Genomic DNA, 18,998 nt, shown 5'->3' on the forward strand with positions numbered 1-18,998 from the left:
TGCGGACCGCACGCATCCAGGTCCGTACGCGGAACGGGACACGGGGCTAACGGAATTGACCGACCGGGCTGCCGGGGGAGGCAACGTGGACGACTATGCGGGACGGGTACTCGCCGACCGCTACCGCCTGCCGCTGCCGCCGTCCGACGAGTACGAACTGACCGAGACCCGGGCGTTCGACACCTACAGCGGGCAGGAAGTCCTGGTCAGGCAGGTGCCCTTGCCGGAGGTCGTCGAGGCGGAGGTGCTCGACGCCGAGGGGCTGCCCGACGGCTTCACCGCGCGGGACGGCGGGCCCCGGCGCCCGTCGGGGCGTGCGGGCACGCGGCGGCCCACCGACCCGGTCGTCCGGCGGGCCGTCGAGGCCGCGCAGACCGCGGCCCACATCCCCGACCATCCGCGGCTCGACCAGGTCTTCGACGTGTTCGCGGAGGGCGGTTCGCTGTGGATCGTCAGTGAGCTGGTGGCCGCGCGGCCGCTGGCGGCGCTGCTCACCGAGAAGCCGCTGACGCCGTACCGGGCGGCCGAGATCGCCTCCGACGTCCTCATGGCGCTGCGCGTGCTGCACGCCCACGGCTGGGTGCACCGGAACATCACCGCGCGCACGGTCCTCGTCTGCGACGACGGCCGGGTCATGCTGACCGGCCTGGCGGTCGGGGCGGCGGAGGAGGCGCTGTGCGGGTACGACCCGGTGCCGGCTCCGGAGGGTGAGGCGGACACCGGGGCCGAGAGGTTCGTGGAGCAGCGGGACTCCGGCGGACCCGGGGCCCTGGGCGGACCTGGAGCGCCGGGCGGTCCCGGCAGCCCCGGTGGCTCGCCCGGTCCTGGTGGGTTCGGCGGGCCCGGTGGTGCCCTCGGCGGCGGCCGGGACGGGCACGGCGGCGGAGAGAGCACGGGAGCTCCCCATGGTGTCGGCGGCGGGCCGGGCGGGTTCGCCGATCCCGAGGCCGCCCGGCGGGCTGCCATCGAGGCGCGTGCGGCCGGAGGGCTGCCCGAGGCCGGGCCGGACGCCAACGGGCCCTCGGCGCCGGAGGCCCCCAGGGCCCTCGACTCCGGCGGGGACATCCGCGCGGCGCGGGCCGGGGCGATCGCCGCGTACCGCGCGGGCGCACGGGCCGCGGCCCGGGTCCAGGACGCCCAGCAGAACGGGCGGGCGGCCCTGCCCAGTGCACGCCCCGCCCCCGACGGCGGCCCCGCATCCCACAACGGCTCGGCCCAGCCGCCGCACGGCACGACGCCCGTCTCTCCGGGCCAGAACGCCGACCCCTACGACGTGCGCCCCGGCCCCGTCTCCTGGCACGGCGCCACGCCCCGCACCGGCGGTGACCTCCCGCCGGCCGGAGACGACACCCCCGGCGAGCAGGGCCGTACGGCGCTCCCGCCCGGAGTCGGCGACGACGGCCGTACGACACCGCCCGGTACGACCCCCGCACACCCCGCCGGCATCACTCCCCCACCGCACGCCCTGCCCGGTCCCTACGTCTCCGCCGGCACCCCGGGCCACGCGCCGCCCGACGGCACCTTCGGGATCCCCGCCCCGGCGCGCCCCGGCATCGAGTCCGCCGACCCGGCCCCGCCTCCGAGCCGCTGGGACGACCCGGCCGCCGGTACCCCGCCGCCGCGCCGCGGTCCCACCACCGCGCTGGCCGCCGAGCGGGCCCGGCAGGCGCGGATGGCCGTGGTGGGGCCGGTGACCGAGCGGTGGGCGCCGGAGCAGGCCGGACCCGTGCACGAGAACTGGCAGCTGGCCCCGCCGATCGGCCCCGCGACCGACCTGTGGGCGCTGGGCGCGCTGCTCTTCCGCGCCGTACAGGGGCATGCGCCGTACCCGGAGGAGTCGACGGCCGAGCTGGTGCAGATGGTGTGTGCCGAGCCGCCGGCCTTCGCCGAGGAGTGCGGGCCGCTCAGGCCGGTCGTGGAGTCGCTGCTGCGTCAGGATCCCACCGAGCGCATCGACTTCGAGGAGCTGAGCGGCTGGCTGCGCTCGCTGGTGCGCTCGGCGCCCGAGCCGGACGCCGGGCTGAACGTCGTCCCGGCCCCGCCCCCCGACGCGAGCCGGCTGCCCGTCGTACGGCGCCGGGGCGAGCTGATGCGCAGGCGGCGCGCCGGGCTGCCCGTGCACCACGGCCGCCACAAACGGCAGGAGGCGAAGTCACCGCGCCGGCTCGGCCGTACGCTCCTCCTGCTGATACTGCTGGCGATGGCCGTGGCGGTCGCGTACGCCATGCTGTTCATGCCGAAGACCGAGACGACTGGCGCGGACGCGGCGGCCCCGGACCGCACCGGCTCCGCCGGCCAGGCCGGACAGGCACCCGAGAAGTCGCCGGAGGCCAGCAGCGAGCCCCGCCCCGAGCAGACCTCGCCGGAGTCCGGCGCGGACGACAAGCCCGCGGACGCCGGTTCCACCGAACCGCAGACCACCGGCCCCGAGATCCCCGACGGCTTCGCCCTGCGCAAGGACCCGGAGGGCTTCCAGGTCGCCGTCGCCGAAGGCTGGAACCGCACGCCGAAGAACGGCAGCGGCCAGGTCGTGTACACGCGCGGCGACTTCGAGCTCATCGTCGTACCGGGCCGGGACAGCGCGACCGAGTACGGCAGCGATCCGATGGCCTATCAGCGGGACGACGAGCGCGAGCTGCAGCCGTACCGCGCCTCCAGTTGGGCCACCTCCACCGGGCTGCGGCGGATAGAGGTGGGGGGACGGACCATGGCCGAGGGACAGTTCACCTGGACCGGCACCGACGGGGGCGACCTGTACGTGCGCAACCTCGCGATACTCGTCGGCGGGCGCTACCACGTGGTGCAGGTGCGCGGCCCGGAGTCCGAGCGGGACCAGGTGACACGGGTGTACGAGCAGGCGTCGGCGACCTACCAGTTCACCGGCTGAACACGGCGGTTCACCGGTTGAACACAACAACCGTCACAGTGCGGTCTCCTTGGGACCCCGCTGGTTCCCTTGGTCCGGACCGGTCCTTACGCTGACCCTGTCAAGAGCATTGCGGGGCAACGTGAATCAGATGCAGGGCCTGCTCCTCGCGGGCCGCTATCGGCTCGGCGACGCCATCGGAAGCGGCGGCATGGGCCGCGTGTGGCGGGCGCACGACGAGGTGCTGAACCGGGCGGTCGCCATCAAGGAGCTGACCGCCGCGCTCTACGTGTCCGAGAGCGACCAGGCCGTGCTGCTGGCGCGCACCCGGGCGGAGGCGCGCGCGGCCGCGCGGATCAACCACTCCGCGGTCGTCACCGTGCACGACGTACTCGAACACGACGGCCGGCCGTGGATCGTCATGGAGCTGGTCGCGGGCTGCTCGCTGGCCGACGCGGTCAAGGAGCGGGAGCGGGTGGAGCCGCGGGAGGCGGCCCGTATCGGCCTGTGGGTGCTGCGCGCGCTGCGGGCCGCGCACACCGCCGGTGTCCTGCACCGCGACGTCAAACCCGGCAACGTCCTGATCGCCGACGACGGGCGCGTGCTGCTCACCGACTTCGGCATCGCGCAGATCGAGGGCGACACCACCATCACGCGCACCGGCGAGGTCGTCGGCTCGGTCGAGTACCTCGCACCCGAGCGCGTCCGCGGCCACGACCCGGGCGCCGCCTCCGACCTGTGGGCGCTGGGCGCCACGCTGTACACGGCGGTGGAGGGCCGGTCGCCGTTCCGGCGCACCTCGCCGCTGGGCATTATGCAGGCGGTGGTCGAGGAGGAGGCGACCGAGCCGCACTACGCCGGTTCGCTCGCGCCCGTCATCAGCGCGCTGCTGCGCAAGGATCCGGCCACCCGGCCCACCGCGGCCGAGACCGAGCACATGCTCGCCGAGGCGGCGGAGGGACGGCGACCGCAGGCGGCGCAGGCGTATGTGCCGACGCAGTACGGCGGTGGGAGCGGGGCCGGGGGCGCCTATCAGGCTCACCAGCATCACGCCAACCAGCGTCACGACAACCACCACCAGGCCGGCCACAGCGGTACGACCTACACCGGCGGTACGGCGTATTCGGGCCCCGGCCACCACACCGGCATTTCCGGCCACCACACCGGCCCGGCCACCGCGTCGTCCACGCCGTACCCGCCGGTGACCGGGCCGACGACCGTCGGTCCGGCGGACGTGGGCGGGCTGCCTTACGGCATCGGCGCTACCCCCGAACGCCCCCGGCGGCGTCGGCTGCGCACGCTCGCGCTCGTCGTCGTGCTCGCCGCGCTCGTCGGCGGGGGCACGGCGGTCGTCCTGCAGGAGTGGGCGGAGGGCCGGCGTACGGACAACGGTGTCACCGCGCCGCCGAGTTCCCCGCCCAGTACGTCGCAGGGTCCGGAGGGCGGGGTTCCGGCGTCCTGGGTCCGCCGTGACGACCCGGCGGGTTTCAGCCTCTACCTGCCCAAGGGCTGGAAGCGGGAGCTCTTCCAGAACCGGAGCGGCATGAAACAGGTCGACTACACCCCCGACGGCGGCCGGCACTTCGTCCGCATCGCGGTGGACCTCACCCCGGACTTCGCCGACCCGCACGCGCACCAACTCGACCTGGAGCAGCAGATCCAGCGGTTGGTCGACTACCAGCGGGTGACCCTGCGCAAGAACCTCTACCGCGACCGCAACGGCTCCCTGTGGGAGTACACGTGGACCGCACGGGCCACGGACACCCCGTTCCCCGGTCCGCGCCGCGCCGTCGAGGAGACGTACGTCGCCCGGGACGGCACGGAGTACGCCATCTATATGTCCGGGCCGGTGAAGGACTGGCCGAGGATCCGCAAGCAGTTCACTTCCGTGTTGCAGGGCTGGCAGGAGAAGAGGCCCTGACGGCGGATTCACGACCGCTGAGGTGACGTCCACCAAGCCTGTGGCGACGTCAGGTCTCGGCCACCCGCTCGTCGCCGTCCCGGAGTCGGCGCCTCCGCTGATGCATGATGGGGCGCATGGGGACCGAGGGGGCAGGCGGGCGGGTCATCGGGGGCCGTTACCGGCTGGAGGCGAGGCTCGGCAGCGGCGGCATGGGCGTCGTATGGCGGGCCACCGACCAGCTGCTCGGCCGTCATGTGGCCGTCAAGGAGCTCTCCTTCGACGACACCCTATCCGCGGACGAGTTCCGGCGGCAGCGCGACCGCACCCTGCGCGAGGCACGCGCGCTCGCCCGGTTGCAGCACCCGCACATCAGCGCCGTCCACGACGTCGTGGTGGACGAGGCCGACGAACGCCCGTACATCGTCATGGAGCTGGTCGACGGCGGCTCGCTCGCCGAGCGCATCGCCGCGCACGGCCCGGTGGACGCCGCCGAGGCCGCCCGTATCGGCATCTCCCTGCTCGGCGCGCTGCGCACCGCCCACGCGGCCGGCATCCTGCACCGCGACCTCAAGCCCGCCAACGTGCTCATCGAGGAAGGTACCGGCCGGGTCGTGCTCACCGACTTCGGCATCGCACAGGTCTCCGGGGCCACCACGCTCACCGAGAGCGGCTCCTTCGTCGGCTCGCCCGAGTACACCGCGCCCGAGCGGATGTCCGGCGCCCGGACCGGCCTCGCCTCCGACCTGTGGTCGCTGGGCGCGCTGCTGTGCGCGGCCCTCAGCGGCGAATCGCCGTTCCACCGGGACTCGTTGGGCGGAATCATGCACGCGGTGGTCGAGGGCGAGATACGGCCGCCCGCGCAGGCCGCGCCGATCCTCCCCGTCGTCCAGGGCCTGCTGGACCGGGATCCGGACCTGCGGCTGGACGCGGAGCGGGCGGAGCTGATGCTGCGTGAGTACCTCGACACGGGCCGGGCGCTGAGGCGACCGGTCGGCGGTGCCCCGGACCGGCAGGAGGCCCCCTTGTGGCCACCGCACTCCCGCCGCGGCGCCCTCATGGCCGCGGTCGTGGTCGCCGCCATGGCCGGAGCGGGAGTGTCCGGGGCTGCCCTGCTCCTGGACAGGGACGGCAACGGGGGCGGCGCGCCGAGGAGCCCGTCGGCGGAGACGTCCGTGCACGTGTCGCCCACGGCCCCGTCCTCGTCGCCCTCGCCCTCTTCATCACCGTCGTCACCGTCACCGTCGCAGTCGCAGTCGCAGTCGCAGTCGCCCAGCAGCACGCCCAGCAGCCCCACGCCGCCTGTCTCGCCCACGCGGCGCTGACGTACGTACGGCCAACGACACACGGTCGTTCCTACAGGCATAAATGGGAGATAAGCCCCGCCGCACGTCACGGCTCGGTGACCGCCGCGCTTTCGCAGTGGATGCGCATGTGTTGGCGCGATATGGATGGACGCATGAGCAGCAAGGGGGGAGCCCGCTACGGGGCTGACGAGCCAACGAGTTTCGGTCTGCAACCACCGAATCCGCCGACGCGGGTGCCGCGCGAGGTGGCGAGCGCGGCGATCGCCAACCTGGAGCTCGACAAGCTCTGAACCGGCGTCACCCACCGGCGCGGTGGCGTCCCGTGTCGCCTGGTCGCCTGCCTGGCCCTCGCCGCCGCCCGCGTCGACAAGAGGCTGTTCCGCACGGTAGGCATGGGGCATGAGTGACGGCGGCGAGCATCAGCGCGACGGCCGACTGGTCGCCGGGCGCTACCGGCTGATCGAGCGCATCGGCTCGGGCGGGACGGGCACCGTGTGGCGGGCGCTCGACAAGTTCATGGACCGCGAAGTCGCCGTCAAGCAGCCATGGTTGCTTGGTGCCCCGGAGGACGAGGACCACCGGCGGGCCGCGGGCCGGCTCCACCGCGAGGCCCGCGCCGCCGCGCGCGTCGACCATCCGGCCGCCGTCACCATCCACGACGTGGTCGTCGACGAGGACGGACCGGACCACAGCCCCTGGATCGTCATGGAGCTGATCCGTGGCGAGTCCCTCCGCGAGGTCCTCGGCCGCGGACCGGTGCCCGCGCCCGAGGCCGCCCGCGTCGGCCTCGCCGTCCTCGGTGCCCTGCGCGCCGCCCACGCCGTCGGTATCGTGCACCGCGACCTGAAACCGGGCAACGTCCTGCTCGGCACGCACGGGCGGGTCGTCCTCACGGACTTCGGGATCGCGTATGTGCAGGGGGAGGAATCGGGAACGGGGGGTGGGGAAGCCGACGCTGGTGGTGGAGGAGTCGACGCTGCTGGTGGGCAGTACGGCGCTTCCGGCGGGGCATCCGGTACCGCCGACGGGGAGTCAGGTACCTCCAGCGGTGAATCCGGTGCCTCCGGCGAGAAATCCGGCGCCGTCAACAGCGGATTCCCCGCCGATGACGGTGAATTCGGCGCCGCCGACGAAGAATCCCGCCTCGCCAACGGTGAGTTCACCGGCTCGCTGGACTTCACCGCCCCCGAGCGGATGTCCGGACGCGGTAGCGGTCCCGCCTCCGACCTGTGGTCCCTGGGCGTCCTGCTGTACGCCGCCGTCGAGGGCCGGCTCCCGTTCCACCGTACGACGCCGGAGGCCACGCTCGCCGCGATCCTGGCCGCCGATCCGCCCGCCCCGACCCAGGCAGGCCCGCTCGGACCGCTGATCGTACGGCTGTTGGCGCAGGACCCCGAGGAGCGGCCGGACGCCGACGAGGTCGCCGAGGCGCTGGGAGCAGTGGCCGGAGCAGCCGTACAGGCAACGCCGGAAACCTCGGCAGGGAAGCCGACGGCTGCGCAGAGCCTGTCCCGGATGCGCGAGTTCGTCGCAGTCAGCGAAGCCGTGGTCAACGAAGCCGAACCCAACGTGACCTCGGCCGCCCCCCAAGCCATACCGCCAACCGAAACCGAACCCCCCGAGCCCCCGAACCCACCCTCCCCCCACTCCGACTCCCACTCCCACACCCACCGCCACCCCCACTCCCGCCTCCTCCGCCCCGCTCCCCTGGCCCTCTTCGGCGCTCTCCTCCTCCTGGCCGGCACATGCTTCGCCGCCTCCCGTGGCGGCATCGGCAGCGGCGCCGCCTCCGAAGAGACCGCCACCACCCCGGCCACCCCACCCGGCACCCCCACCGCCTGGACCCCCCACCGTGTCCCGGACATGAAGGCCGTTCTCGCCCTCCCCGCCGACTACCAGCGCTCCACCGCCCCGCACGACCCAGACAAACAGCCCCGGATCGTGACATACGAGAACGTCCGCATCCACGTCCGCCTCACCCAGTGGGACAGGGCGCCCCGTTCCCCGATGGCGCAGGCGCGGCAGGTGCGCGACGGCCGGGACCGGTACCCCCATCACGACGACGTGCGGACGCAGTTCACCGGCACCAGCGTCCAGGGCCACGAGGCCGTGCTCGCCGACTCCACGTTCGGCCCGGCGCGGAGCCCGGTCCGCGTCCTGGAGTTGGTGATCCGCACCGACGACGGCCGTATGTACGCCCTGCGCGTCGACATGCCCAAGGGCACGCCGGAGGAGAAACAGGGCACGGCGGTGTTCCACGGCGCCCGTGACCGGCTCGAGATCGGAACCGGCCGGACCGCCGCCGACCCGCGCCCCACAACGCCCTGATCAGGGCGTTTGTTGCCAGCGATCGCTGGCAGCGTGTGAGCAGTCGGTGAATCCCTATTACCGACGGGTACACAAAGCCTTCGTGGCGGCATACCCTGCGGCTCATGACGGACGCGCAGGCCCCGGAAGAGACCGGCACCAATCCTCTCGCCCCCGCTCCGGAGGGCGCCCGCACTGCCGCCGACGTGGTGACTCCCGAGCTGATCGCCCAGCTCACCAAGGGAGTTGTCGGCTCCGGTCGGACCGCCAACCACACCCCCTTCACCGGCGAGAAGCTGGCCGACCTCCCCGAGTCGACACCCGAGGACGTACAGGAGGCCTACCGGGCAGCGCGTGCCGCCCAGGCCGTCTGGGCGCAGACTCCGGTACGGCAGCGCGCGGCCGTCCTGCTCCGCTTCCACGACCTGGTGCTGGAGCGCCAGGCCGAGGTGCTCGACCTGATCCAGCTGGAGACCGGCAAGGCCCGGCTGCACGCCCACGAGGAGGTGCAGGCCGTCGCGGTCGCCTCCCGTCACTACGGCAGGAAGGCGGGCTTCTATCTGCGGCCCAAGCGGCACACCGGCGCCGTACCGGTTCTGACGAAGGTCACCGAACTGCGCCACCCGCGGGGCGTGATCGGCCAGATCGCTCCCTGGAACTACCCGCTGGAGCTGTCCGTCGGCGACGCGCTGCCCGCGTTCGTCGCGGGCAACGCCGTGGTGATGAAGCCGGACACCGAGACCTGCCTGACCGCTCTGTGGGCGCGTGACCTGCTGGTCGAGGCCGGGCTGCCCGCCGAGGTCTTCCAGGTCGTCCTCGGCGACGGCCCGGTCGTCGGCCCCGAGGTCGTCCGGCATGCCGACTACGTCTCCTTCACCGGCTCCACCCGCACCGGCCGCGAGGTCGCGCAGGGCGCCGCCGCCCGCCTGGTCGGGGTCTCCCTCGAACTCGGCGGCAAGAACGCCATGCTGGTCCTCGAGGACGCCGACATCGAGAAGGCGGCGGCGGGCGCTGTCCGCGCCTGCTTCTCCTCCGCCGGCCAGCTGTGCATCTCCGTCGAGCGGCTGTACGTCCACGAGTCGATCGCGGACGTCTTCCTGGAGCGCTTCGCCGCCCGCACGAAGGCGATGCGGCTCGGCACGTCCCTGGCCTACGGCGCCGACATGGGCTCCCTCGTCGGCGAACGCCAGCTGGAGACCGTCGCGCGGCACGTGGAGGAGGCCGTCGCGCAGGGCGCCCGGGTCGTCGCGGGCGGCACGGCCCGCCCGGACATCGGCCCGTACTTCTACGAGCCCACCATCCTCGACGGCGTCGACCCCTCCATGTCCGTGTGCGAGGAGGAGACCTTCGGCCCGGTCGTCTCCCTCTACCGCTTCTCGTCCGAGGACGAGGCGGTCGAGCGCGCCAACGCCACGCCGTACGGCCTGAACTCCTCGGTCTGGACGAGGGACGCCCGCCGCGGCCGCGACGTCGCCGCCCGCCTGCGCACCGGCACGGTCAACGTCAACGAGGGCTACGCACCCGCCTACGGCAGCGTCCAGTCGCCCATGGGCGGCATGAAGGACTCCGGCCTCGGCCGCCGCCACGGCTCCGAGGGCATCCTCAAGTACACCGAGGCCCAGACGGTCGCCCAGCAACGCCTGCTCCCGATGGCTCCCTCACTGGGCATGGACGACGAGAAGTACGCCCAGTTCATGAGCCGCAGCCTCCGGCTCATGAAGGCCTTCCGGTTCCGTTAGCCAACCTCGTAAGGGGCGCGGGGAACTGCGCGCTCAACCACAGCCGGCCCGCACGCGAAACTCAACGAGGAGACCCCGTGCCCCAGGACGCCTACGACTACGACGTCATCGTCGTCGGCTCAGGCTTCGGCGGCTCGGTCAGCGCCCTGCGCCTCACCGAGAAGGGCTACACCGTCGCCGTCCTGGAAGCCGGCCGCCGCTTCACCCGCGACACGCTCCCCAAGAACTCCTGGGACCTGAACAACTACCTCTGGGCACCGAAACTCGGCATGTACGGCATCCAGCGCATCCACCTGCTGGGCAACGTCATGGTCCTGGCCGGCGCCGGAGTCGGCGGCGGCTCCCTCAACTACGCCAACACCCTCTACGTACCGCCGAAGCCCTTCTTCGACGACCCGCAGTGGCGGGACATCACCGACTGGCAGGAGGAGCTGCGGCCGTACTACGACCAGGCGCGCCGCATGCTCGGCGTACGGCTCAACCCGACCATGACCCCGTCCGACGTGCACCTGAAGGCGGCGGCCGAGCGGATGGGCTGCGGCGACTCCTTCCACCTGGCCCCGGTCGGCGTCTTCTTCGGCGACGGCGAGGACGCGGACGGGGCGGTGCAGGCCAAGCCGGGGGAGCAGGTGGCGGACCCCTACTTCGGCGGCGCGGGTCCGGCCCGCCGGGCCTGTTCCGAGTGCGGCGAGTGCATGACGGGCTGCCGCCACGGCGCGAAGAACACGCTCACCGAGAACTACCTCCACCTCGCCGAGAAGGCCGGCGCGGTGGTCCACCCGATGACGACGGTCGTGTCGGTCACGGACGACTCGCGCGGCGGGTACGCGGTCGCCACGCTCCCCACTGACGGCCGGCGCCGCGCGAAGGGCCGTGTCTTCCGGGCCCGCCAGGTGGTCCTCGCCGCCGGCACGTACGGCACGCAGACGCTGCTGCACCGGATGAAGGCGGGCGGACAACTGCCCCACATCTCCGACAAGCTGGGCGAGCTGACCCGCACCAACTCCGAGGCCCTGGTCGGCGCGCAGACCGACAACCGGCGCTACCGCAAGGCCACCGGGGAACCGCGGGTCGACTTCACGCGGGGCGTCGCCATCACGTCCTCGATCCACCCCGACGACAGCACCCACATCGAGCCGGTCCGCTACGGCAGGGGCTCCAACTCGATGGGCGGCCTGTCCATCCTCCAGGTCCCGTACGCCGGGAGCGGCACGGGATCCAGGCGCGTCCTGGGCTGGCTGGCACACGCGGCCCGGCACCCCTGGCTGGTGCTGCGCTCCCTGTCCAACCGGCGCTGGTCGGAGAAGACCATCATCGGCCTGGTCATGCAGTCGCTGGACAACTCCCTGACGACGTACCTGAAACCGTCCGGCGTCGGGCGCGGCCTGCTCACCGCCCGCCAGGGCCACGGCGCCCCCAACCCCAAGCAGATCAGGGCGGCGGTCGAGGGCGCGTCGGCGCTGGCGGCGGAGATCAACGGCTTCGCGGGCTCGAACGTCGGCGAGTTGATGGGCACCCCGCTCACCGCCCACTTCCTGGGCGGCTGCCCCATCGGCGCCTCCCGCGACACCGGCGTGATCGACCCGTACCACCGCCTCTACGGCCATCCCGGCATCTCGGTCGTCGACGGCGCCGCCGTCTCGGCGAACCTGGGCGTCAACCCGTCGCTGACGATCACGGCCCAGGCCGAGCGGGCGATGTCGTACTGGCCGAACAAGGGCGAGGCAGACCCGCGTCCGGCGCAGGGTGCGGCGTACGTACGCCTGAACCCGGTCGAGCCGAAGTCCCCGGCGGTCCCGGCGAACGCCTTCGGCGCACTGCGCCTGCCGTTCCTGGGGATGCCGACGGCGCCGTCGAAGAAGTAGCAGACGGGAAGCAGCAGACAGGCAGAAGGACCTGCACCCCCCTCCGAGCGCAGGTCCTTCTCCCTGTCTTGCGGTGAGCCTTACGGCTCTCGCGCCTTACCGGCGCTCACCGGGCGTGGGTCACGCCTCGGCACCGGCCTTGCGACGGCGCACCACGAACATCGCACCCGCACCGGCCACGACGGCCAGACCGCCGGCCAGGCCGATCGTCGGCAGCGCGGAGCTGGATCCGGTCTCGGCGAGGCTGCCGGTGACCTCCGGCGTGTTGGCCTTGGGCTTCTCGTTCGTGATCGGCGCCTTGCCGCCCTCCTGCGGCTTGGTGCCGTCCGTGTCCGTACCGGCGGAGACGATCTGGAACTTGTACGAGACGCTACCGAAGCCGGTGCACTCGCCCTCGGAGTCGCCGTAGATCGTCGCGCCGAGCGAGAAGCCGGAGCCGACCGGGGCGGACGCCGCGACGTTGAGGCGCAGCGGGATGTTGACCTCGTAGTCGGGCTTGAGCTTGTCGGTGTAACCGACGTAACCGACCGCGTAGCCGCCCTCGTTCAGGTTCTCCCAGGTCTTGGCGTCCGGGTTCCAGGCCTGGAGCTTGACCTGCTTGCTGGTGAACAGCTCCTCGCCGTTCTTGTCGGGGGAGGCCCCGGCGAAGAAGTCGAGGTCGTTCAGCGTGGAGTCGGAGTTGTTGAGCACGTTCAGCGAGAACTTGTGCCAGCCGCTGCCCGCCTCGATCTTGCCGGGCAGGCCGGAGATGCTGACGTCGACCTTGGTGTCCTTGCAGACACCCGGCTCCCCGGGCTCCGGCTCCTGCGTCTCCTCCGGCTCGGAGGCGGTCGGCTCCGGGGCGGTCGCCGTCGCGGTCGGCGTCTCGGTCGGGGCGGGAGGCGTCTCCGGCTCCTTCGTCTCCGTCGGAGGGTCGGTCGGTGTGGAAGGCGTCTCCGGCTCCTTCGTCTCCGTCGGAGGGTCGGTCGGCGTCGGAGGCGTCTCCGGCACCTTCGTCTCCTCCGGCGAGGTTGCCGTCGGCGTGGCGGAGGGCTCGTCGGCGGTGGCGTATGCGGCCGGGGCCGAGAGCAGCGCCAACGGGGCTATCACTGCCGTCGCGGCCGCAGCGGCCATGGCGCGGCGAAGCTTCATGAAGACCTCGAAAAGTCAGGTGTACCGCCGGTCGCGGCACGGGCTTTGGGGGAGGCCTCCGCGGTGGGGGGCGCGGGTGTGGCCCTTGATTCAGCAGGTTTGATCAGTGAAGGCTGTGAATGGTTGTGCTGCCCTTCACGAAATTCTTATGTGAGCTGGATCACGCCCTCGGTGGGGGTGCATCTGCGTCCATCCGGCCCGGCCGCCGCCCGGCACTGACATACGCTCAGCTGCCTGTCCGACGACCGACCGAGAGAGAGCGCACAGCACCGTGGCCGACAAGCCGTCCGAGGACGCCAGACCGGAACCCGTGCCGGAGCCGGGCCCCGACGCGTCCTCGTCCGTACCGGACGACGTGTGGGAGAAGTTCATCCAGGACAGTGAGCGCGACATACGCTCCTCCGCCCCGAAGGAACCGTCCGCCCGGGCCCGCCTGGTCACCGAGCGGCTGCGGCAGCAGGAGGCACGCGGCGAACAGCCCCCGGGGTGGCGCACCGGCCCGGCCTGGCGGGAGAGGGACGGGCGGGCCGCACGGCGCCGCCGGCTGTGGGCGCTGATCGGTGTGCCGGTCGCCATCGCCGTCGCCGTCGTGGCCGTACGGCCGTCGCTGCTGCCCGGCGACCCGTTCGGCACCGGGGAGCCCGAGCCCGCCGCCGCATCCCCGCTCCCCGCGGAGGAGGCCGCCCCGACCGCTCCGCCGTCCGCCGCCCCCGCCGACATCCCCACGCGCAAGCGGCCGTTCGCCGGATCGCCGGCCGAGCAGTGGGCCTCCGGCGAGCAGGCCATCGAGCTGCCGAAGGCCGAGGCCGTCGGCGGGATCTCCGCCACCCGGATCGAGGCGGCGCTGCGGCGCACGAAGGATTTCCTGGTCGCCTCGAACCTCGACCGCGACGTGCTGTACGGCGCCCAGCCGAAGCGGGCGCTGGCGCTCGTCGACCCGCTCGCGAAGGAGTAACCTGTCCCAGCTGCGGGACGCACTGCGCCGGCCCACGGCCGGGAACGACCCCAAATGGACCTCCACCCGCTTCGACCGCGACGAGGTCGAACTCGTGGGCGACGACATCCGCGTCCGGGGCCGGACGACGGTCGAGGCCGGGGCCGGCGGCACCGGAAGGGTGACGATCAAGGCCGACTACACCTTCGTGTACCCGCTGGTCAGGGCCGCCGGCGGTGACGAGGTGGCCCGCACGATCATCCGCCGCGTCGTCGAGGTGGACGTCCCGGACCCCGCCAGGTACCAGGTCACCGAGGGGCGGCTGTGGCTGGTCGCCGTCGACAGCGAGATCGGCAACGACCTGTGCCGGGAGGGCGACGGCTTCATCCACCCCCTGTTCGACAGCGAGCTGTCCGCCGCCCGGCAGCCGACGGGAGAGGAGCGGGACCCGTACGACCGCAGCAAGGAACTGACCGGCGCCGGAAGGGAGTGCGGCACGGTGACCCGCACCTGACCTGCGCGCACCGGAACGGCGTAGACGAGCGAAGGGCCCCGCGGGAGCTCGGCCGCGGGGCCCTTCCTTCGTCAGCACCGACGTCAGGGCAGCGCCGGTGCCTGGAAGCGGCGCCGGGGGGTTGCGCCGCTGGTCTCGAAAGCCCCGGGTCGGCGCCTCGGCGCCCATGGGGCGCGCGGATGGTCTGAACCTTTGGCGGTAACCGGTGGTACGCCGACGCAGGGCAATGAAGTTGTCTGCGAGGGGACTTGGTCTTTGTACGCATCGTGCTGAATGGGCGCGGCCCCCGCAACCGTTTGACCCAGATTTGGATGTGTACCGTCGGCCGGCCCCGGGCGTCCCCGGAGCCGGCCGTTCTCTTGGGTGACCGGGCTGCTGTCCCCTGCCGTCCGGTCACTTCCTGGAGCGAGGTCCCACGACGCACAGCACGATCCGTACGCCTCATCGCTCCAGCGAGCCACGCGTGGTTCTTTCGGGCCCGCCCCTGGCTGGCACGGACACCGGGACCAACGAAGCGCCTCGTCCGGCGGTCACGCACCGTACGGGTGAGAAGGGGTGCGTACGTCTGTACCGGGAACGCGGATTCCCCGGGCGCACGGACTCAGATCTTGCCCCGGCACAGCTCCAGCAGGGTCATCGCGAGGGCTGTGCCCGGCTTGCCCAGGGCCTCCCTGTAGTGGGCGAGGATCTCCATCTCGCGGGAGAGGTTCACGCGTCGGCCGCCGGAGCCGATGCGCGCGTCCTGGATCACGGCCGAGACGGCCATCCGTTCCTGGATCAGACCAATGATCCGATCGTCGAGCGCGTCGATGCGCTCCCGCGCGCCGGTGATCACATCGGCGGCCTCGGGGGTACGGGCGGCGGCAGCGGTAGCAGCTGATGTCTTCGTCTCGGGGGTGGTGGCAGTCATGGCCTCAGGGTCCTCACTCGGTGGCGGTGCCCCGAAACGACAGGATCCGGAAAGCATCAGGCGCCCCGGACCTTGTCGGCCCGGGGCGCCTGGGAAGTCGCTTGTCAGTAGCTCAAGCAGCACGACCATGGCAGCCGGCGGGCCGGTTGCCATAGGTAAAGACGAAGGTCGGGTGCTTGTGCATGGGGGCCAGTATGCCACGGCGGCGTCTGGTCCGAACGACCCCGTTAGAATCGGTAACCACAGACCCCCGCCCCACCGCCGGAAGGCAAGGCACCCCGTGTCATCGACCCCCGCTGCCACCGCCCCCGACACCGTCCTGGTCGTCGACTTCGGCGCGCAGTACGCCCAGCTCATCGCCCGTCGCGTCCGCGAGGCCCGGGTCTACAGCGAGATCGTGCCGAGCACCATGCCGGTCGCGGAGATGCTCGCCAGGAACCCGGCGGCGATCATCCTCTCCGGCGGCCCCTCCTCGGTGTACGAGACCGGCGCCCCGACCGTCGACCGCGCCCTCTTCGAGGCCGGCGTCCCCGTCTTCGGCATGTGCTACGGCTTCCAGCTCATGGCCCAGAGCCTGGGCGGCACCGTGGACAACACCGGCGCCCGCGAGTACGGCCGTACGGATCTGCACGTCTCCAAGGCGTCCTCCACCCTCTTCGAGGGCACCCCGGCCGAGCAGGCCGTGTGGATGTCGCACGGCGACGCCTGCTCCGCCGCGCCCGCGGGCTTCACCGTCACGGCCTCCACGGACGTCGTCCCGGTCGCCGCGTTCGAGGACGACGAGAAGAAGCTGTACGGCGTGCAGTACCACCCCGAGGTGATGCACTCCACGCACGGCCAGCAGGTGCTGGAGCACTTCCTTTACCGGGGCGCGGGGCTGTCGCCGAACTGGACCACCGGCAACGTCATCGATGAGCAGGTCGCCGCGATCCGCGCACAGGTCGGCGACAGGCGCGCGATCTGCGGTCTGTCCGGCGGCGTGGACTCCGCCGTGGCCGCCGCCCTGGTCCAGAAGGCCATCGGCTCCCAGCTGACCTGCGTGTACGTCGACCACGGCCTGATGCGCAAGGGCGAGACCGAGCAGGTCGAGAAGGACTTCGTGGCCGCGACCGGCGTGCAGCTGAAGGTCGTGGACGCCAGCGAGCGGTTCCTCACCGCCCTCAAGGGGGTCTCGGACCCCGAGGAGAAGCGGAAGATCATCGGCCGGGAGTTCATCCGGGTCTTCGAGCAGGCCCAGGCCGAGATCATCGCGGACGAGGGCCCGGCGGTCGAGTTCCTGGTGCAGGGCACGCTCTACCCGGACGTGGTCGAGTCCGGCGGCGGCACCGGTGCCGCCAACATCAAATCCCACCACAACGTGGGCGGCCTGCCGGAGGACCTCGAGTTCCAGCTGATCGAGCCGCTGCGCAAGCTCTTCAAGGACGAGGTCCGCATGGTCGGCCAGGAGCTCGGCCTGCCGGACGAGATCGTCCAGCGCCAGCCCTTCCCGGGGCCCGGCCTCGGCATCCGGATTGTCGGCGAGGTGACCAAGGAGCGGCTCGACCTGCTCCGCGAGGCCGACGCCATCGCCCGCGAGGAGCTGACGGCGGCCGGCCTCGACCGCGACATCTGGCAGTGCCCCGTGGTGCTGCTCGCGGACGTCCACAGCGTCGGCGTCCAGGGCGACGGCCGCACCTACGGCCACCCGATCGTGCTGCGCCCGGTGTCGAGCGAGGACGCGATGACGGCCGACTGGTCGCGGCTGCCGTACGACGTTCTCGCCCGGATCTCCACCCGGATCACGAACGAGGTCGCCGACGTCAACCGGGTCGTCCTCGACGTGACGTCCAAGCCGCCGGGGACCATCGAGTGGGAGTGAGCCCGCTGTGATCCCTATGTGCGCTTGATCGTGCGCAGGGGCTCGCCGGGCTTCCAGACCTCGACGACGAGGTACTTCTCGTCCTCGACGTAGGTCCGGACGATCTCGGTCAGCTCGGTGCGGAACAGGTGGAACGGCTCCGGCGGTTCCACCTCCTGCGTGTACCGGGCTTTCGTCCCGGGATCCCCGACCTCGATCGCCCGCCCGCTGATCCGGACGTCGCCGCCGACCATGCCGGTGCCCTCGCCCGGGTTGGCCTGCAGCGCGAAGCGCGGGTCGCGGCGCAGGTCGAGGGCCTTGAGCGAGTCCGGCACCCCCGTACGCCTCATCTTTACAAAACAGCCCTGCCCATTTCGGCTCACCGACGGTAACTTCCGCCCCGTACAGGAACCCAGTGCTGGAGGACCTATGCACGGGCCCACGCCGCCCCTCCCGCTGCCCACCGACCAGTTGCGGTTCGCGATGCCGCCCATGCACGAGTCGGTCGAGGACGAACGCCGGCACCGCAAGGAACGGCTCGCGGGGGCGCTGCGGGTCTTCGGGCGGTACGGATTCGAGGACGGGGTCTCGGGGCACATCACCGCGCGCGACCCCGAGTACAGCGACTGCTTCTGGGTCAATCCGTTCGGGATGCCCTTCAAGCATGTCACCGTGAGCGACCTCGTGCTCGCCAACGCCGACGGCCAGGTCGTCGACGGCCGCTACCACGTCAACCAGGCGGCGTTCACCGTGCACGCCCAGGTGCACGCAGCCCGCCCCGATGCCGTCGCCGTCGCCCACTGCCACTCCGTGCACGGCCGCGCCCTCGCCGCCCTCGGCGAGCTGCTGTAACCCATCACCCAGGAGAGCTGCGCCTTCTACGAGGACCACGCCCTGTACGACGCCTACACCGGCGTCACCGTCGACGCGGAGGAGGGCCGGCGCATCGCGCGGGCACTCGGCTCCCACAAGGCGCTCGTGCTGCGCAACCACGGGCTGCTGACGGTGGGGGACTCGGTGGACGCGGCGGCCTGGTGGTTCCTGTCGATGGAGCGGTCCTGCCAGGTGCAGCTGACGGCGCGGGCGGCGGGGCGTCCGGTCCTGATCGACCACCGGGCGGCGGTGTCGACGCGCGAGCAGCTCGGCGGGGACCTCGTCGCGTGGATCAACTACCAGCCGCTGTGGCAGGACATCAGCCGGAGCGAGCCGGATCTGCTGAGCTGAGCCTGTCGGCGGGCGGTGTCAGAAACCCCGTAGGACGGCTGCCTTCGTCATCGCGAACTCCTCGTCCGTGAGCACCCCCGACCGGTGCAGCTCGCCCAACTCGCGCAGGCGCGCAACAGTACGTCGTGATGGTCGGCGGGGGGCGGCACCGCGGCGGCCCGCTGCGGGCGGTCGGCGTACTCGCCGGGCTCGAGGCCGTCCGCGCTTGCGTTCGGGTTCGAAGACGACACCGGAGACGGCCTCCAGTGGCACGGCGATCTCCCCATACGTCTGCCGGAACAGCGGTACGGTGCGGTGCAGGCCCGGCGTGATCCGGACCGTGCTGCCGTCGAAGGCCCAGGTCCCGTCGCGCTGGATGATCTCGGCCATAAGGGAATTCTCGCAGCCAGGTCAACACGGCGATCCGGAGTTCACCCGCACGGCAGCGGTACGGACCCGACCTGCTGGATTCCGGGCGCGTGGCG

The 18,998-nt window shown here is 72.3% G+C and carries 13 protein-coding genes and 2 pseudogenes; 11 read left to right on the forward strand and 4 right to left on the reverse strand.

Annotation, left to right across the window (positions count from 1 at the left end):
• The first annotated feature begins 85 nt into the window (after window positions 1-85).
• The 7 genes from H8R17_RS12655 to H8R17_RS12685 all read left to right on the forward strand — a co-directional run bounded on the left by H8R17_RS12655 (window position 86) and on the right by H8R17_RS12685 (window position 11,984).
• Window positions 86-2,887, forward strand: a complete 2,802-nt coding sequence (locus H8R17_RS12655; RefSeq protein WP_187823261.1) for a protein kinase — start codon at window positions 86-88, stop codon at window positions 2,885-2,887.
• 130 nt (window positions 2,888-3,017) lie between these two features.
• On the forward strand, window positions 3,018-4,787 hold the full coding sequence (locus tag H8R17_RS12660) for a serine/threonine-protein kinase (RefSeq protein WP_187823262.1): 1,770 nt from the start codon (window positions 3,018-3,020) through the stop codon (window positions 4,785-4,787).
• A gap of 116 nt (window positions 4,788-4,903) precedes the next feature.
• Complete coding sequence (locus H8R17_RS12665) at window positions 4,904-6,091, forward strand: serine/threonine-protein kinase (RefSeq protein WP_187823263.1); 1,188 nt, start codon at window positions 4,904-4,906, stop codon at window positions 6,089-6,091.
• A gap of 134 nt (window positions 6,092-6,225) precedes the next feature.
• A complete protein-coding gene (locus H8R17_RS12670; protein ID WP_187823264.1) occupies window positions 6,226-6,363 on the forward strand; it encodes a hypothetical protein in 138 nt (45 codons plus the stop codon).
• Between the two features lie 109 nt (window positions 6,364-6,472).
• Window positions 6,473-8,401, forward strand: coding sequence for a serine/threonine-protein kinase (locus tag H8R17_RS12675; protein WP_187823265.1), 1,929 nt, complete (start codon window positions 6,473-6,475; stop codon window positions 8,399-8,401).
• 104 nt (window positions 8,402-8,505) lie between these two features.
• The gene (locus H8R17_RS12680; protein ID WP_187823266.1) at window positions 8,506-10,119 is read left to right on the forward strand and encodes a succinic semialdehyde dehydrogenase; all 1,614 of its coding nucleotides are present in this window, start codon (window positions 8,506-8,508) and stop codon (window positions 10,117-10,119) included.
• A gap of 77 nt (window positions 10,120-10,196) precedes the next feature.
• The gene (locus tag H8R17_RS12685) at window positions 10,197-11,984 is read left to right on the forward strand and encodes a GMC family oxidoreductase N-terminal domain-containing protein (RefSeq protein WP_187823267.1); all 1,788 of its coding nucleotides are present in this window, start codon (window positions 10,197-10,199) and stop codon (window positions 11,982-11,984) included.
• 120 nt (window positions 11,985-12,104) lie between these two features.
• Here H8R17_RS12685 and H8R17_RS12690 read toward each other — a convergent pair whose 3' ends face one another.
• Window positions 12,105-13,115, reverse strand: coding sequence for an LPXTG cell wall anchor domain-containing protein (locus H8R17_RS12690; RefSeq protein WP_187823268.1), 1,011 nt, complete (start codon window positions 13,113-13,115; stop codon window positions 12,105-12,107).
• A gap of 271 nt (window positions 13,116-13,386) precedes the next feature.
• Between H8R17_RS12690 and H8R17_RS48635 the strand changes: the two genes are divergently transcribed.
• Together H8R17_RS48635 and H8R17_RS48640 are read left to right on the forward strand one after the other, a co-directional pair.
• Complete coding sequence (locus H8R17_RS48635) at window positions 13,387-14,070, forward strand: hypothetical protein (protein WP_316959382.1); 684 nt, start codon at window positions 13,387-13,389, stop codon at window positions 14,068-14,070.
• Between the two features lie 94 nt (window positions 14,071-14,164).
• Window positions 14,165-14,563: a hypothetical protein gene (locus tag H8R17_RS48640; RefSeq protein ID WP_316959383.1), complete on the forward strand. Its 399-nt coding sequence runs from the start codon at window positions 14,165-14,167 to the stop codon at window positions 14,561-14,563.
• A gap of 601 nt (window positions 14,564-15,164) precedes the next feature.
• Here the strand turns inward: H8R17_RS48640 and H8R17_RS12700 are convergent.
• Window positions 15,165-15,473, reverse strand: a complete 309-nt coding sequence (locus H8R17_RS12700; RefSeq protein WP_187823269.1) for a chorismate mutase — start codon at window positions 15,471-15,473, stop codon at window positions 15,165-15,167.
• Window positions 15,474-15,753: 280 nt separating this feature from the next.
• Between H8R17_RS12700 and guaA the strand changes: the two genes are divergently transcribed.
• Complete coding sequence (gene guaA, locus H8R17_RS12705; RefSeq protein WP_187823270.1) at window positions 15,754-17,331, forward strand: glutamine-hydrolyzing GMP synthase; 1,578 nt, start codon at window positions 15,754-15,756, stop codon at window positions 17,329-17,331.
• Between the two features lie 14 nt (window positions 17,332-17,345).
• On the opposite strand, the gene H8R17_RS12710 is transcribed toward guaA, so the two are convergent.
• Entirely contained in the window at window positions 17,346-17,804 is a 459-nt protein-coding gene (locus tag H8R17_RS12710) for a pyridoxamine 5'-phosphate oxidase family protein (protein ID WP_399476634.1), read from the reverse strand.
• On the opposite strand from H8R17_RS12710, the pseudogene H8R17_RS12715 reads away from it, so the two are divergent.
• A pseudogene (locus H8R17_RS12715) lies at window positions 17,740-18,534 on the forward strand (class II aldolase/adducin family protein). The gene H8R17_RS12710 and the pseudogene H8R17_RS12715 overlap by 65 nt on opposite strands.
• Before the next feature lie 24 nt (window positions 18,535-18,558).
• Here the strand turns inward: H8R17_RS12715 and H8R17_RS12720 are convergent.
• A pseudogene (locus tag H8R17_RS12720) lies at window positions 18,559-18,903 on the reverse strand (DUF4429 domain-containing protein); the annotation flags it as partial.
• Window positions 18,904-18,998: the final 95 nt, after the last annotated feature.

The sequence above is a fragment of the Streptomyces sp. TRM68367 genome (assembly GCF_014495685.1).
Lineage (GTDB): Bacteria > Actinomycetota > Actinomycetes > Streptomycetales > Streptomycetaceae > Streptomyces.

Excerpts from the sequence above, each read along its gene's own strand:
- H8R17_RS12700 (WP_187823269.1), bottom strand. The coding sequence starts at position 15,473 with ATGACTGCCACCACCCCCGAGACGAAGACATCAGCTGCTACCGCTGCC.
- H8R17_RS12690 (WP_187823268.1), bottom strand. The coding sequence starts at position 13,115 with ATGAAGCTTCGCCGCGCCATGGCCGCTGCGGCCGCGACGGCAGTGATA.
- H8R17_RS12675 (WP_187823265.1), top strand. The coding sequence starts at position 6,473 with ATGAGTGACGGCGGCGAGCATCAGCGCGACGGCCGACTGGTCGCCGGG.
- H8R17_RS12665 (WP_187823263.1), top strand. The coding sequence starts at position 4,904 with ATGGGGACCGAGGGGGCAGGCGGGCGGGTCATCGGGGGCCGTTACCGG.
- H8R17_RS12670 (WP_187823264.1), top strand. The coding sequence starts at position 6,226 with ATGAGCAGCAAGGGGGGAGCCCGCTACGGGGCTGACGAGCCAACGAGT.
- H8R17_RS12710 (WP_399476634.1), bottom strand. The coding sequence starts at position 17,804 with ATGGGCGGCATCGCGAACCGCAACTGGTCGGTGGGCAGCGGGAGGGGC.
- H8R17_RS12660 (WP_187823262.1), top strand. The coding sequence starts at position 3,018 with ATGCAGGGCCTGCTCCTCGCGGGCCGCTATCGGCTCGGCGACGCCATC.
- H8R17_RS12680 (WP_187823266.1), top strand. The coding sequence starts at position 8,506 with ATGACGGACGCGCAGGCCCCGGAAGAGACCGGCACCAATCCTCTCGCC.